Here is a 14,146-nt window from a genome sequence, read left to right on the forward strand (position 1 = left end):
TTAGCTATTATTACTGGTACTTCTTTTAAATATTCTAAAGTAAGAAGTGCTTTATGTGATTTGAATAGTAACAATTTTTAGACTCGTTATTATCCGATAATGAGCCGTTCTAGTCTGTTAAAATCAACAAGATCACCATAACTCCGCCAGCCAAAATAAAGTATAGACTGCGTTTAAGTGCTTTTCTTGAGCCAGGGATTAACCAAAGGGAGCTAATACAGAAAAAAAGCAAGGCGATACCAAACACGGTGGTTAGCCAAGAATAGGGATATTCTGAATTACTTTTATGTAAACGAGTGAGTTCCGCTAACCAAGTAGGGTAATCCATTATGTGATATTTCACTTCCCCCGTTTTAGGGTGATATTCCCCTTGCTTAAAATAAAGCACGCCATCTTTTTCATCAGTAATGAGTAAATTTTTGATACGTAATTTTTGTCCAAGTTGTTGCTCATTAAGCTGAAGATCTATCTTTTTCTCGATATAAACAGAATGCTTGAATGTGTCAGTGTTACGATAAATTAACACCACGCCAGTAAAGGCGTAAATTGACATTGTAACTAAGAGTAAAAATCCGAAATAGCGATGCAGTATTCGCATCCATTTTGCTGTTGTTTTGCTCATTTGTATGCTGGTTGTGGTTAAAGGTGCGGTGATTATATAGAAATTTTTCTTATTATGTAAATAAAAATAATTATTATTTATTGAATTAATAATAATTATCAATAGAATAGGTGGTTGTTGTTCAATAGATAAGGAATTCTAATTTTATGAAACTAGCTTGCCCTCTAAATTTTCCTTTAAAAACGACCGCACTTTTAGTTATAAGTGTTTGTTCTAGCAAGGTGTTATATGCAGAGGAAATTTCTTCATCAACAGAGTATATGGTCGTGTTACCAACGATTGAGGTTGTTACTACACAGGAAACTGCCAACTCAAAGGGCTATGTAGGGTATGAAGATGCACAGGTAACACGCAATTTTCTTGCGCTCAAAGAAATGCCGCAGACCATTGATGTGATTAACATTCAGAAAAATTCTATTTAGAAACAGGGGTAACGCATTTAGGAAAACGTTATTATTTCAATAACAATAAACAAACCATTTTGCCGAGTTTTACGCGTGTTGATGCAATGGTGGGGTATAACGTGAATCCTGTGAATATCACGTTTGCGGTATCAAATTTATTTAATAAGGCTTATTGGCGTTCCGATTCAATGCCTGGTAATCCACGTTCCTTTAATTTACGTTTAACTTATACCTTTTAATTAATCAAATAAATGCGGTGTTTTCAAGCACCGCATTATTTTTATAGAACAATTGTTTTATTTTTATAAACAAAGATCCGATCTTGCAGAGCGAGATCTAAGGCTTTGGTGAGAACGGTTTTTTCCACATCACGTCCTGCACGCATCATTGCATCAGCACTGTATGTGTGATCTACGTTAATTACATTTTGCATAATAATTGGGCCTTGATCTAATTCATTATTAATGAAATGAGCGGTTGCACCAATAATTTTTACGCCACGTTCATAAGCTTGATGATAAGGTCTTGCACCAATAAAGGCAGGCAAGAATGAATGATGGATATTAATTACACGGTTTGGATAACGCGCAACAAATTCAGGATTTAATATGCGCATATATTTCGCTAACACAATATAATCTGGCGCATATTGATCGATTTTTTCTGCTAATAATTTATCGTGTTCAACGCGCGTTAATCCCTCGTGGCTAATGCAATGGAAAGGAATATCAAAACGTTCTACTAAATTTTTTAAGGTATCGTGATTGCCAATGACGGCGGCGATTTCAACATCTAAACCACCATAATAATTTTTCATTAAAATATCGCCAAGGCAATGCGCTTCTTTGGTGACTAAAATAACAATGCGTTTTCTTTTTGCGCTAATTAATCGGCAATTTGTTCCTGCTGGTAGGCTAAATGTCAAGTCAGCAAGTAAGGTTTCATCATTGAAAATACCGTCCAATTCGGTTCGCATAAAGAAATGTTTTGTTTCAAAATCTACAAACTCATTGTTATGAATAATGTTGAGTTGGTGTTTATAACAAATATTGGTTATTTTAGCGATTAATCCTCTATCATCAGGGCAATCAGTTAGTAGAATTTTCTTTTCTAGCATAGTATTTTACAGGTTATGATTTTATTGAGAAAAAAAAGTAAAGCATAGTACGCTTTACTTTTTTATTGTAAGAATTAAATTTCGAAATCAGATAAGGATTTACCAGCATCTAATGCTTGTTGAATAACAAGTGGAGTTCTGCCCTGACCTGTCCAAGTTCTAATATTACCATTTTCATCTTTAAATTTATATTTTGCGGGACGAGCAGGGCGCTTAGTGGCAGCGTTTTTGTTTGTTACTCTTTCAGAAATTAAATCTTCAGGTGCAATGCCTTTTTCTTTTAAGAAATTATGTACTTCAGCAAGCGCTTTTAATTTTTCAGCTTCTTGTTGAGCTGCTAGTGCTAATTCTTGACGTTTTTCTTCTAATACAGTTTTTAATTTCTCTAGTAAAGATTCAAGCTCATCTAAACTTAAGGATTTTGCAGCAACTCGAAGGCTACGAATATTCTTTAATGATTTTAATAAATCGCTCATTTTTATCTCCTAAGATAATTAAAATAATGATATTAAATTAATACAATCGAATTGATGATAACGAAAATATTATTAAAGGTAAATATAAAAATTAATTAAATAGGTAATAAGTTTGTTTTTTTATAAAGTAAAGTTAGATTTTGTACTTCCAATAAGTTAGTTTGCTTAGGAAAAACAGTTTTTTTAAGACAAGAATGATAAGTAGTTATCTTGTTTAAGCATAAAAAATGGGGAATTTTACGCTGAGTACTTGCTTTTTAGTTAACTTGTTTGTAATCTTTACTTTCCTACGTATGTAGAGGCGCAACTATTATAAGTATTTTTTCTGAGTGGATAACGATGAGGAAAAAGGAAAGGAATCGTTGCCGAAATCAATTAAAAGTCATTTTAATTGGTTGGGAGCGTTTTCGAAAGAAACGTTACTGTCATAGTCTTTTTAATAACTATGGAGCGCTACTGGTTAGGTTAGGCGATTATGCCTGCCTTTTATTTTAAATTTTATCCCTTCTTTAAAATAGTAAACTTCAGTGGTTCTCCCTTATTTTAGGTAGAACAATAATGGAACTCTTAGATTATTCCACATCAATTTGGTCGGTTGTCCCGCCCCTGTTAGCCTTATTATTGGCGATTTTCACGCGTAAAGTCATTTTATCGTTAAGCATTGGTATTTTAATTGGCTCATTAATGTTGGCTGATTTCAACATTGCCAACGCGGCGATCTATTTAAAGAATACCGTGCAATCTTTGGTATATGGTGATGACGGTTGGAACTTTGATACCATCAACATCATTTTATTCTTATTATTATTAGGAATTTTGACCGCACTTTTAACCGTGTCTGGTAGCAACCGTGCGTTTGCCGAATGGGCACAAAAGCGTATTAAAAATCGCCGTGGCGCAAAATTAATGGCGGCTTCTTTGGTCTTTGTTACCTTTATTGATGACTATTTCCACAGCCTTGCGGTGGGCGCGATTGCCCGTCCTGTTACGGATAAATTCAAAGTTTCTCGTGCAAAATTAGCCTATATTTTGGATTCCACCGCAGCGCCAATGTGTGTGATTATGCCCGTTTCAAGCTGGGGGGCGTATATTATCACCTTAATTTCTGGCTTGCTTGCTACTTACGCCATTACCGATTACACCCCAATAGGCGCTTTTATGGCGATGAGTGCGATGAACTTCTATGCGATTTTCTCTATCTTAATGGTGTTCTTTGTGGCATATTTTTCTTTTGATATTGGCTCAATGGCAAGGCACGAAAAACTTGCTCTTGAAAGAACGGAAGAAGATCAAGAGGAACAAAACGGCGTAAAAGGCCACGTTCGCAACTTAATTTTACCTATTGTTACCTTAATTAGTGCAACGGTATTTATGATGTTACATACAGGAAATGAAGCCCTTGCCGCAGACGGCAAACCTTTCTCTGTATTAGGCGCATTTGAAAACACTACGGTAGGGATTTCTTTAGTAGTCGGTGGCTGTGCTTCAATCATTGTGGCAACCTTTTGCATTCTTATTGATCGTCAAGTGAGTGTTGCAGAATATGCCAAATCGTGGATTGTTGGCGTAAAATCCATGCTTGGAGCTATTTTGATCTTATTCTTTGCTTGGACCATCAACAATGTTGTGGGCGATATGAAAACGGGAACCTATTTATCTAGCCTGGTTTCAGATAACTTACCTGTGGCAGTGTTACCTGCGTTATTATTCGTATTAGGTGCAGTAATGGCGTTTTCTACAGGGACAAGTTGGGGAACATTTGGAATTATGTTACCGATTGCAGCCGCGATTGCAGCAAATTCTGCACCAGAATTAATGTTACCTTGTCTCTCTGCTGTCATGGCGGGAGCGGTGTGTGGTGATCACTGTTCACCTGTTTCTGATACCACTATTTTGTCTTCAACTGGAGCGAAATGTAATCATATGGATCATGTTACGACTCAATTACCTTACGCGCTAACTCTATCAGTTTCAACTATTATTGGCTATCTTGTGGTTGGATATACAGAATCCGGTTTATTTGGCTTTATTGCTACGGCAATCACGTTGGTTGGATTAATTTTCTTATTTAAAAGACGTTAAAATGTGATCTATATCACAAAATTAGAAATAAAATTTTATTTTGTTTATTTTATAAAATGCGGCAGATTGTCGCATTTTTTTATTTTTTATTGCTTTTTATTTTATAATATATCGACGTATTGTGTTTTTTTAGATTTTTTTACTAATTAAAACCAATGGGTTAAGAGGTTTCTTACTAGACAAGCCATTCTCAATCCGTTACAAATAACCATCGTTAATGAAAAAATAGAAGTGCGGTGAAAATTCCGCAAATTTTTGCGAGGTAACAATGAAAAAATTATCAGGTGCAGAAATGGTTGTGCAATCTTTGCGTGATCAGGGTGTAAAATTTGTGTTTGGCTATCCCGGTGGTTCGGTATTGGATATTTATGATGCCATTCATACGTTAGGCGGTATTGAGCATATTTTGGTTCGCCACGAGCAAGCCGCCGTGCATATGGCAGACGGCTATGCACGTTCCACAGGGGAAGTGGGCTGTGTGTTAGTAACATCAGGCCCAGGGGCAACCAATGCCATTACAGGGATTGCCACGGCGTATATGGATTCTGTGCCTTTGGTTGTGATTTCTGGGCAAGTAATGTCTGGTTTAATCGGCAGTGATGCGTTCCAAGAATGTGATATGGTGGGGATCTCTCGCCCAGTGGTGAAACACAGCTTTTTGGTAAAACGAGCAGAAGATTTGCCTGAAGTGATTAAAAAGGCGTTTTATATTGCCTCCACAGGTCGTCCAGGGCCGGTAGTGATTGATTTACCGAAGGATGTGGTAAATCCGGCCAATAAATATACTTATAGCTATCCGCAAGAAATCAGTTTGCGTTCTTATAGCCCGACAGTGCAAGGGCATAAAGGGCAGATCAAAAAAGCCTTGAAAGCCTTATTGGTGGCAAAAAAGCCTGTGCTTTTCCTTGGTGGCGGAGCGATCACGGCAAATTGCAGCGAGCAAATTAGTCAATTTGCCAAGCAGCTAAATCTACCTGTTACTGCATCTTTAATGGGGCTGGGTGCATTTCCAAGCACGGATAAACAGTTCTTAGGAATGTTAGGAATGCATGGCACATACGAAGCGAACAACGCAATGCATCACAGTGATTTGATCTTTGCTATTGGCGTGCGTTTTGATGATCGCACCACTAATAATTTGGAAAAATATTGCCCGAATGCCAAGGTGGTGCATATTGATATTGACCCAACGTCCATTTCTAAAAATGTGCCAGCAGCGATCCCGATTGTGGGCAGCGCAGAAAATGTGTTAAATGAAATGTTATCTTTGTTGGAAGAAGATAACTTAGCCAAGTCCCAAGCGGATCTCAGTGATTGGTGGAAACAAATTGATGAGTGGAAAGCCGTGAAGTGCTTGGATTTTGATCGCAAGAGTGGGGTGATTAAACCGCAGCAGGTGATTGAAACAGTTTATCGTCTAACCAAGGGCAAAGCCTATGTGGCATCGGATGTGGGGCAACACCAAATGTTCGCCGCCTTGCATTATCCTTTTGATGCGCCACGCCATTGGATCAACTCAGGTGGGCTTGGCACAATGGGCTTTGGCTTGCCAGCTGCATTAGGCGTGAAATTGGCTCACCCAGAAGCAACGGTGGTGTGCGTAACGGGGGACGGCAGTATTCAAATGAATATTCAAGAGCTGTCCACGGCGCAACAATATGGCATTCCTGTGGTGATTATTAGCCTAAACAATCGCTTTTTAGGAATGGTAAAACAATGGCAGGATTTGATTTATTCGGGGCGTCATTCGCAATCTTATATGAATTCACTGCCAGATTTCGTCAAACTTGCGGAATCTTACGGACACGTTGGCATTCAAATTGATCGTCCTGAAGAATTGGAAGAAAAATTGGCGCAAGCCTTTGCCATTAAAGACAAACTTGTTTTTGTGGACATTAAAGTTGATGAAACGGAACACGTTTACCCAATGCAAGTGCGTGGTGGTGCAATGAACGAAATGATTTTAACTAAACCGGAGAAAGCCTAATGCGTAGAATTTTATCAGTGTTATTAGAAAATGAATCAGGGGCGTTATCTCGCGTGGTGGGCTTATTCTCTCAGCGTGCCTTTAATATTGAAAGCTTGACTGTTGCGCCCACTGATGATCCTACGCTTTCGCGTATGACTATTGAGGCTTACGGCGATGAGCAAGTGTTGGAGCAAATTGAAAAGCAACTGCATAAGTTGGTGGACGTGTTTAAAGTGATCAGCCTAAGTGATTGTGAACACGTTGAGCGCGAAGTGATGTTGGTGAAAGTGCGTGCGCAAGGGAGTTCCCGTGATGAGTTAAAACGTTTGACAGAAATCTTCCGCGGACAAATTGTGGATGTTACTACCAAATCCTACACCATTCAATTAGTGGGAACGAAAGACAAGCTTGACGCTTTTGTAAAAGCATTAAAAGAAGAAAGCTCACTAATTGAAGTTGTGCGCTCTGGGTTGATTAGTATCTCTCGTGGTGTAACGAATTGTTTATAAAAAGTAAAAAGCATTTAGGTGCTTAGCCTAAATGCTTTCTTAAACAGCGATTGCCTATATAGAATAAAATGGTCAATTTATTAAAATAAAGAGATAAAACTCAATAAAAAGAACCAGATTTCTCATTCTATTATTGTTTTAATGATTGAATTTTACTAATCACGTTACTGCTAGAAAAGCCGTTTTCGAAATTTAGCACTTTGACTTCACCACCGTTGGCGATGACTTCTTTGCCACCAGCGATTTCTTCAGGTTTGTAATCCCCACCTTTGACTAACAAATCAGGCAGCACCTCGCTGATTAAACGTTGTGGGGTGTCTTCAGTAAATTCTACTACCCAATCCACTGCGGCAAGCCCTGCGAGTACAGCCATTCTGGCTTCCAATGGGTTGATTGGGCGGCTTTCGCCTTTTAAGCGTTTCACGGAAGCATCGCTGTTTACTGCGACAATTAAACGATCGCCGAGTTTGCGGGCGTTATCTAAATAAGAAACGTGGCCGGGGTGAATAATGTCAAACACGCCGTTGGTCATCACGATTTTTTCACCACGTTGTTTGGCTTGCACCACCGCTTCTTTAAGTTGTTGTTCATTCATTACGCCAAAGCCTGTAGTTGTGCGTCCGTGAATGGCGTTTTCTAATTCTACATTAGATACTGTAGAAGTCCCTAGTTTACCCACCACAATGCCTGCGGCAACATTGGCTAAATAGCAGGATTCTTCAAAGCTACGCCCATCTGCCAATGCCGTGGCTAAGACGCTGATAACGGTATCGCCAGCACCAGTTACATCAAAGACTTCTTTTGCTTCCGTTGGCAAATGGAATGGCGGTTGATCTGGGCGGAGTAGGGTCATTCCTTTTTCTGAGCGAGTAACCAATAAAGCACTTAATTCAATATCGCGGATTAATTTTAAGCCTTTTTCTACAATGTCATCTTCGCAATGGCATTTGCCCACTACCGCTTCAAATTCTGACATATTTGGGGTTAATAGGGTTGCGCCGCGGTAGCGTTCAAAATTCGTGCCTTTTGGATCAATTAGCACTGGCACTTTGGCTTGGCGGGCAATTTGGATCATTGCTTGCACTTGATTAAGTGTGCCTTTGCCATAATCAGAAAGGATCAAAGCGCCGAAATTTTGCACCGCACTTTGTAATTTCGCTAATAATAAATCGCTTTCTATATTGTGAAAATCTTCTTCAAAATCAAGGCGTAATAATTGTTGATGCCGAGAAAGTACGCGTAATTTGGTGATGGTTGGGTGGCTGGCTAATTGCACGAAATTGCAATCAATATTTTGTTTTTCTAGCATTGTTGAAAGCGCCGAGCCTGCCTCATCTAGCCCTGTTAAGCCGAGTAATTGAACAGGCACATTGAGCGAAGCAATATTCATTGCCACGTTTGCCGCACCACCTGCGCGCTCTTCATTTTCTTGCACACGCACCACCGGCACAGGGGCTTCAGGGGAGATGCGATTGGTTGCCCCAAACCAGTAGCGATCTAGCATCACATCGCCAAGAACAAGCACTTTGGCTTGTTGAAACTGAGTAGAATATTGTGCCATTTTGACCTCATTTTTTTCATTAAATGACAAATTTTTGCAGATTTTACCATAGGATAAATGCTATTTACTAAAATTTCCGCTAAACTACCGCTTTAATTCAACCAATTTTAACGAACAGCTCTCTTAGTTATGGCAAATTCATCACTTCCAAGATTTCAACGTGCATTTCTCGCCCCCAAATATTGGGGATTTTGGATAGGTTTAGCCATTTGGCGGCTCATTCTTTTCTTGCCTTATCCCCTTTTATTAAAGATAGGGAATGGATTAGGCTGGCTATTTTCTAAGTTAAGTGTTGGCAAGCGGCGAATGAAAATCGCCAAGCGTAATCTCACCCTTTGTTTTCCCGATTATAGCGAACAGCAAATTGATGAAATTGCCCAAGCCAATCTGAAAGCCACTGGAATGGCAATTATTGAAACAGGAATGGCGTGGTTTTGGTCGGATCAACGGATTAAAAAATGGTCGAAGGTGGAAGGCATTGACTACCTAAAAAACTACCAAAAAGATGGCGTCATTCTAACTGGCGTACATTTTCTTACCCTTGAGCTAGGGGCGAGAATTTTGGGACTTTATACCCCCGGCATTGGGGTTTATCGTCCGAACGATAACCCACTAATGGATTGGCTGCAAACTTGGGGACGACTACGCTCTAACAAAGATATGCTTGATCGCAAAGATTTACGCAATATGATCAAATCATTACGCCGTGGTGAAATTATTTGGTATGCGCCTGATCACGATTATGGGCGGAAAAACGCCGTTTTTGTGCCTTTCTTCGCAGTGAAAGATGCCGCTACTACAACGGGAAGTTATTATTTATTGAAATCTTCTCCAAACAGCAAAGTGATTCCTTTTGCCCCATTACGCAACGCGGACGGCTCAGGTTACACCGTAAAAGTGTCTGCGCCTGTAGATTTTACTGATCTCAGTACTGAAATTGACATCGCTGCCCGAATGAACCAAGTGGTTGAACAAGAAATCTTGCAAGGCGTGGAACAATATATGTGGCTGCACCGGCGTTTCAAAACCCGTCCAAATGAAAGTGATGTGAGTTTGTATGATTAAAAAATAAAGGGTGAAATAATCTTTTCACCCTTTTTTAATAGAAATAAAGTGCGGTGGGATTTTCAGAAATTTTTTATTCCTAAAAGATGGATATTCACGCTCATTCAAACTCAAATAGTACGCCGTTATCAGCCCACTTTTGATAACTCGACTAAGATTGCATTTCTTCCAACTCATCAGCCATTGCGGAAAGAATTTCTCGTGAGAGAATGGCGAGTGAGCGGTAGAAAGGGAGGTTGGCTTGCGTTTCTACTGCGTTTAAGAATTTTGTGGCGCAAGGCAGTAGAAATTCCGCAAATAAGGTTTGTTGTGCCTCAACGGAATCAAGGTTATCTTCAATCCAAGATGCGGTGAGAAAAACAAGCGGAAAATTCACCGCACTTTGCTCTAACTCGGGCATTCCACGTTCTTGACGGAAAGCGATGAAGTCAGCGGGCTTAAGATCATAAGCGTCAAGATTCATTGGCACGAGCGCTTTTTTGCCAGCAAATAAACGCTGATATTCTTGATCTAATAAGGCTAAATCAATCTTCATTTGTAGGGCTTCAAGGGCTTGTTCGCTTTGTTTATCCGTTTCCAAAGGCCATAGCCCATTGAGTGGCTTTTGTTGCAACCAAGCAAAGACATTTTGCAAGGTGGCATCTTGTGGTGAGCGGTAAAACAGATTTCCGAATAAGCGGCTGATTAGAGAAAAATGATTCAGGCTATTTTCGTGGCTCATTATGCGTTTTCCTTGCTGTTTGAGCTGTCTTTTGTGGATAAAAGTGCGGTCAAATTTTGTGAAGTAATTTGTGCCACGTCTTCAAGCATTTGTTGGCGCACCTTGTCATCAATAATATGAATATCGCCAAAGAATTTATGCTGAATATCGGTAATACCACAGAAATTAAATAAGCCGTCCACTAAGCAATCACGCAAGGATTTATCAATGCCAAGTTGTTGGTATTTCTCAACATTACTGCCAATGGTGATAAATTGTTGCATTTTTTTGCCTTGCAATAAGCCGACAGATTGTCCGTCTTCTGTTTTATACGCAAAGCCGTGGCTCAGCACGCGATCTAAATAGCCTTTCAAAATGGCAGGAAAACCCATCCACCATAGGGGATAAACGAGAGTAATCAAATCCGCTTTATGAATGAGCTGATGTTCTTCACGAATTTCTGCGGGGGTAATCCCTTGATTTGCCCCTTGTAATTCTGTCCACGAAATGACGGGATCAAAATTTAGTTGATACAAATCACGCACTTGGGTTTCCACTTTGAGCGATCGGCTGGCGTTTAAAGTGCGGTCTAAAATGCTGCGATTAAAGCTGTCTTGCCCATTTGGGTGGGCGAAAATAATTAAATGTTTCATTGTGCTATTCTACTTTCTTAACAAATAAGGTGATCCCTTCCACGTTATACACTTCAATGGCATCGCCAACCTGCAAATGCTTGCCTTGAATTCGCCAAGTGGTGTCGCCAAAATGACCACGCCCAATGCCGTTTTCATTGACTTCTTGCACGATGCCTTTTGTGCCGAGCATTGCGTGATCCCGTTGGTTTAATGAAGTGTGCGATTGATCTTGTAGATCTTTGCCGTGTTGGTATTTCCACCAAGAAAAACTTAAAATAATGGCTAAAATGGCATAGCCAATCACTAAAAAGGTTAAGGATAAGGTAACAAATAATGCCATTACGCCTGCAATAATAATGGCTGCCAAGCCCCACCAGAGCAAAAATACGCCCGGAATGAGAATTTCGGCAATTAATAAGCCAAAGCCTAAAATAAGCCAGTGCCACACTGACCAAGTTGCGAGCCATTCCATACTTATCCCCTTAGTTTATATTTAAAGGGGCAATGCCCCTCATATTGATAGGCAGATTATTGCTTTTCACCTTTTAATAGTTCTGCAATGCCTGCCACTGAGCCAATTAAATTGCCTGCTTCAAGTGGCATTAACACCACTTTACTATTATTTGCGCCACCGATTTCTTTTAACGCTTCAGTATATTTTTGTGCGATAAAGTAATTAATGGCTTTGGTGTTTCCGCCTGCAATGGCTTCTGACACCATTTGGGTGGCTTTGGCTTCTGCTTCGGCAGCACGCTCACGGGCTTCTGCTTGTAAAAAGGCTTCCGCACGTTCCCCTTCCGCTTTAAGAATACGGGATTGTTTTTCCCCTTCTGCGCGTAAGATTTCCGCTTGACGAATCCCTTCAGCCTCTAAGATTTCAGCCCGTTTATTACGTTCCGCTTTCATTTGTGCATTCATTGCGGCGATTAATTCGTGTGGTGGACGCACATCGCGGATCTCAATACGCGTTACTTTGATACCCCAAGGGTTGGTGGCTTCGTCCACAATGGATAACAAACGGCCGTTGATATTATCACGCTGTGAAAGCATTTCATCTAATTCCATTGAACCTAGCACGGTACGAATATTGGTCATCGTTAAATTGATGATCGCCTGCTCTAAATAGTTTACTTCATACGCGGCACGGCGTGCATCAATCACTTGTACGAAACACACCGCATCAATGGATACATTGGCATTATCTTTTGAGATTACTTCTTGCGAAGGAATATCTAACACCTGTTCCATCATATTAATTTTGCGCCCTACGCGATCTACAAAAGGCACAACAAAATTTAGCCCTGGTGTGAGGGTGCGAGTGTAGCGCCCAAAGCGTTCAATCGTCCAATGATAGCCTTGCGGTACCGTTTTCAAGGTAGAAAACAGCGCCACAATCACCAAGATAACAAAGACGACCACAGCAACAGGAAAACCGTCTAACAATTCCATTTTTCTCTCCTTAAAATGGGTGATAACTAATTGAAGTCTAACAAATTAAATAGGCTTTTGTACATAGCGATAATGCCCATTTTCATTGACAAATTCAAATAAATGAGTGATACAACTTGGTGCGTCTTGATCTTGGTGGGAAACAAAAAGTAATTGTGTTTCACTGTTCATCACCAGTTGATCAATAAAGCCTTTGACTAGCTTACGATTCACGCCGTCTAGCCCTTGCAAAGGTTCGTCTAAGATCAACACGGGCGGATGTTTTACCATTGCACGGGTGATCAGCAATAAACGCTGTTGCCCCCAAGATAAGGATTTAAAGGGCTGATTAGCGTGGGCCGTTAAATTCAAGCGGGCGAGCCATTCCATCGCTTTAATATGCAGGGCATCTGGCACTTTTTGATAAACGCCAATGCTGTCAAAAAAGCCTGACAGGATCACATCTCGCGCCGAGCAATTCACGCGATAATCCATATGCAGTTGGCTACTGACATAACCGATTTTTTGTTTGATTTGCCAAATCGTTTCCCCTGAACCGCGTTGATTGCCAAATAAACGCACTTTATTGGCGTAAGATTGCGGATGATCACCACTAATCACCGAAAGCAAGGTGGATTTTCCCGCACCATTTGGGCCTTTGATCCACCAGTTTTCACCACGCTTGACTTGCCAATCGAGCTTATCGAGAATTTTTTTCTCGCCATATTGAATGGTAACCTGCTCTAATTCAAAGAGCGGTTGGTTTTCATCGAGTTTTATCGCAGGGACTGCACGTTCAGGCAAGGGAATATGCTGGGCAGATTCTGCATAGCGAAGTTGTTGATAAAGACTTTGTTGCTCAATAGCGTGGCGTTCCCCTTGCAAAATAACTTCTTGATATTCTAGCAGTGCGAGATGATTAGCTTCATCAGGAATATCTTCAAAACGATTTAAGATCAGCAAAATCGCCATTTTTTGTTGTAACTGCGCGAGCAATGCTTTCCATTCTTGAACGGATTGCTGATCCAACCCTTCAAAAGGCTCATCTAAAATCAGTAAATCAGGCCGTTGCACTAAGGCTTGGCACAGTAATACTTTACGGCTTTCCCCCGTGGATAGCTGAATAAAAGGGCGATCTAAAAGTGCGGTGATTTTTAATAGAGAAATATATTCTTCAAATAACGCCAGATCGCTCTGTCCAGCCAAAATAGTCTGCTTGGCTGTTTTACCGAAATCATCAGGGCTGACGCTATCATTGTTGCGATCTTTAAAGGTTTCACTCACAATTTTCTGTTGTTTTTCAAAAGAAAGGGAACAAATAGTTTGGAAACGATTTTCCATTGTGCCTTCCAGCAAAGGTAATTTACCTTCCAGTGCCAAGGCGAGTGCAGTTTTACCACTGCCATTGCTGCCCACCACACACCAATAGGCATTGGGTTGAATGGACAATTTATCAATTTTTAAGCGTTGATGATGAGCAAGTTGGAATGTTGCATTTTCGATCTTAATCATATTAACCACCTATAAAAAAAGCGGAAATTTTCATCCGCTCTTTTTCATTTTTTATCTTGAGTAAAG

14 protein-coding genes, 1 pseudogene and 1 riboswitch are annotated in these 14,146 nt (G+C 40.2%); of the genes and pseudogenes, 6 read left to right on the forward strand and 9 right to left on the reverse strand.

Translation table 11 applies throughout. The annotated features are described in order from the left end of the window. Positions 1–109: 109 nt before the first annotated feature. Positions 110–622, reverse strand: a complete 513-nt coding sequence (locus L5B71_RS00995; RefSeq protein WP_265756450.1) for a PepSY-associated TM helix domain-containing protein — start codon at positions 620–622, stop codon at positions 110–112. Positions 623–768: 146 nt separating this feature from the next. On the opposite strand from L5B71_RS00995, the gene L5B71_RS01000 reads away from it, so the two are divergent. After that, positions 769–1,044, forward strand: coding sequence for a hypothetical protein (locus L5B71_RS01000; RefSeq protein WP_265756451.1), 276 nt, complete (start codon positions 769–771; stop codon positions 1,042–1,044). 14 nt (positions 1,045–1,058) lie between these two features. Then, a pseudogene (locus L5B71_RS01005) lies at positions 1,059–1,265 on the forward strand (TonB-dependent receptor domain-containing protein); the annotation flags it as partial. 41 nt (positions 1,266–1,306) lie between these two features. Here the strand turns inward: L5B71_RS01005 and purU are convergent. Together purU and L5B71_RS01015 are read right to left on the reverse strand one after the other, a co-directional pair. Beyond that, positions 1,307–2,143, reverse strand: coding sequence for a formyltetrahydrofolate deformylase (purU, locus tag L5B71_RS01010; RefSeq protein WP_265756452.1), 837 nt, complete (start codon positions 2,141–2,143; stop codon positions 1,307–1,309). Positions 2,144–2,217: 74 nt separating this feature from the next. Further along, the gene (locus L5B71_RS01015; RefSeq protein ID WP_265756453.1) at positions 2,218–2,619 is read right to left on the reverse strand and encodes an H-NS family histone-like protein; all 402 of its coding nucleotides are present in this window, start codon (positions 2,617–2,619) and stop codon (positions 2,218–2,220) included. Positions 2,620–2,907: 288 nt separating this feature from the next. After that, a riboswitch (Lysine riboswitch) is annotated at positions 2,908–3,083 on the forward strand. Positions 3,084–3,177: 94 nt separating this feature from the next. Here L5B71_RS01015 and L5B71_RS01020 point away from each other — a divergent pair. The 3 genes from L5B71_RS01020 (at position 3,178) to ilvN (ending at position 7,179) form a co-directional block, all read left to right on the forward strand. Further along, positions 3,178–4,701, forward strand: coding sequence for a Na+/H+ antiporter NhaC family protein (locus L5B71_RS01020; RefSeq protein ID WP_265756454.1), 1,524 nt, complete (start codon positions 3,178–3,180; stop codon positions 4,699–4,701). A gap of 268 nt (positions 4,702–4,969) precedes the next feature. Then, the gene (locus tag L5B71_RS01025; RefSeq protein WP_265756455.1) at positions 4,970–6,688 is read left to right on the forward strand and encodes an acetolactate synthase 3 large subunit; all 1,719 of its coding nucleotides are present in this window, start codon (positions 4,970–4,972) and stop codon (positions 6,686–6,688) included. Beyond that, the gene (gene ilvN / locus L5B71_RS01030) at positions 6,688–7,179 is read left to right on the forward strand and encodes an acetolactate synthase small subunit (protein WP_265756457.1); all 492 of its coding nucleotides are present in this window, start codon (positions 6,688–6,690) and stop codon (positions 7,177–7,179) included. The genes L5B71_RS01025 and ilvN overlap by 1 nt, the downstream gene beginning before the upstream one ends. Before the next feature lie 130 nt (positions 7,180–7,309). Here the strand turns inward: ilvN and hldE are convergent, their stop codons facing one another. Next, positions 7,310–8,740 (reverse strand): bifunctional D-glycero-beta-D-manno-heptose-7-phosphate kinase/D-glycero-beta-D-manno-heptose 1-phosphate adenylyltransferase HldE, encoded by a 1,431-nt coding sequence (gene hldE, locus L5B71_RS01035; RefSeq protein ID WP_265756459.1) that lies wholly within the window; start codon positions 8,738–8,740, stop codon positions 7,310–7,312. Positions 8,741–8,869: 129 nt separating this feature from the next. On the opposite strand from hldE, the gene L5B71_RS01040 reads away from it, so the two are divergent. Next, complete coding sequence (locus L5B71_RS01040) at positions 8,870–9,805, forward strand: Kdo(2)-lipid IV(A) acyltransferase (protein WP_265756460.1); 936 nt, start codon at positions 8,870–8,872, stop codon at positions 9,803–9,805. 151 nt (positions 9,806–9,956) lie between these two features. Here the strand turns inward: L5B71_RS01040 and L5B71_RS01045 are convergent, their stop codons facing one another. The 5 genes from L5B71_RS01045 to modF are packed head-to-tail and all read right to left on the reverse strand — an operon-like array spanning position 9,957 to position 14,080. Continuing rightward, complete coding sequence (locus L5B71_RS01045) at positions 9,957–10,526, reverse strand: TorD/DmsD family molecular chaperone (protein ID WP_265756461.1); 570 nt, start codon at positions 10,524–10,526, stop codon at positions 9,957–9,959. Further along, the gene (locus L5B71_RS01050) at positions 10,526–11,158 is read right to left on the reverse strand and encodes an NAD(P)H-dependent oxidoreductase (RefSeq protein WP_265756463.1); all 633 of its coding nucleotides are present in this window, start codon (positions 11,156–11,158) and stop codon (positions 10,526–10,528) included. The genes L5B71_RS01045 and L5B71_RS01050 overlap by 1 nt, the downstream gene beginning before the upstream one ends. Positions 11,159–11,162: 4 nt before the next feature. Further along, the gene (locus tag L5B71_RS01055; protein WP_265756465.1) at positions 11,163–11,612 is read right to left on the reverse strand and encodes an NfeD family protein; all 450 of its coding nucleotides are present in this window, start codon (positions 11,610–11,612) and stop codon (positions 11,163–11,165) included. Positions 11,613–11,668: 56 nt separating this feature from the next. After that, a complete protein-coding gene (locus tag L5B71_RS01060; protein ID WP_265756466.1) occupies positions 11,669–12,589 on the reverse strand; it encodes an SPFH domain-containing protein in 921 nt (306 codons plus the stop codon). 45 nt (positions 12,590–12,634) lie between these two features. Further along, positions 12,635–14,080 (reverse strand): molybdate ABC transporter ATP-binding protein ModF, encoded by a 1,446-nt coding sequence (gene modF / locus L5B71_RS01065; RefSeq protein WP_265756467.1) that lies wholly within the window; start codon positions 14,078–14,080, stop codon positions 12,635–12,637. Positions 14,081–14,146: the final 66 nt, after the last annotated feature.

Origin of the sequence: Avibacterium sp. 21-586 (genome assembly GCF_026226775.1) — a bacterium.
GTDB lineage: Bacteria > Pseudomonadota > Gammaproteobacteria > Enterobacterales > Pasteurellaceae > Avibacterium.

Excerpts from the sequence above, each read along its gene's own strand:
- L5B71_RS00995 (WP_265756450.1), bottom strand. The coding sequence starts at position 622 with ATGAGCAAAACAACAGCAAAATGGATGCGAATACTGCATCGCTATTTC.
- L5B71_RS01000 (WP_265756451.1), top strand. The coding sequence starts at position 769 with ATGAAACTAGCTTGCCCTCTAAATTTTCCTTTAAAAACGACCGCACTT.
- purU (WP_265756452.1), bottom strand. The coding sequence starts at position 2,143 with ATGCTAGAAAAGAAAATTCTACTAACTGATTGCCCTGATGATAGAGGA.
- L5B71_RS01015 (WP_265756453.1), bottom strand. The coding sequence starts at position 2,619 with ATGAGCGATTTATTAAAATCATTAAAGAATATTCGTAGCCTTCGAGTT.
- L5B71_RS01020 (WP_265756454.1), top strand. The coding sequence starts at position 3,178 with ATGGAACTCTTAGATTATTCCACATCAATTTGGTCGGTTGTCCCGCCC.
- L5B71_RS01025 (WP_265756455.1), top strand. The coding sequence starts at position 4,970 with ATGAAAAAATTATCAGGTGCAGAAATGGTTGTGCAATCTTTGCGTGAT.
- ilvN (WP_265756457.1), top strand. The coding sequence starts at position 6,688 with ATGCGTAGAATTTTATCAGTGTTATTAGAAAATGAATCAGGGGCGTTA.
- hldE (WP_265756459.1), bottom strand. The coding sequence starts at position 8,740 with ATGGCACAATATTCTACTCAGTTTCAACAAGCCAAAGTGCTTGTTCTT.
- L5B71_RS01040 (WP_265756460.1), top strand. The coding sequence starts at position 8,870 with ATGGCAAATTCATCACTTCCAAGATTTCAACGTGCATTTCTCGCCCCC.
- L5B71_RS01045 (WP_265756461.1), bottom strand. The coding sequence starts at position 10,526 with ATGAGCCACGAAAATAGCCTGAATCATTTTTCTCTAATCAGCCGCTTA.
- L5B71_RS01050 (WP_265756463.1), bottom strand. The coding sequence starts at position 11,158 with ATGAAACATTTAATTATTTTCGCCCACCCAAATGGGCAAGACAGCTTT.
- L5B71_RS01055 (WP_265756465.1), bottom strand. The coding sequence starts at position 11,612 with ATGGAATGGCTCGCAACTTGGTCAGTGTGGCACTGGCTTATTTTAGGC.
- L5B71_RS01060 (WP_265756466.1), bottom strand. The coding sequence starts at position 12,589 with ATGGAATTGTTAGACGGTTTTCCTGTTGCTGTGGTCGTCTTTGTTATC.
- modF (WP_265756467.1), bottom strand. The coding sequence starts at position 14,080 with ATGATTAAGATCGAAAATGCAACATTCCAACTTGCTCATCATCAACGC.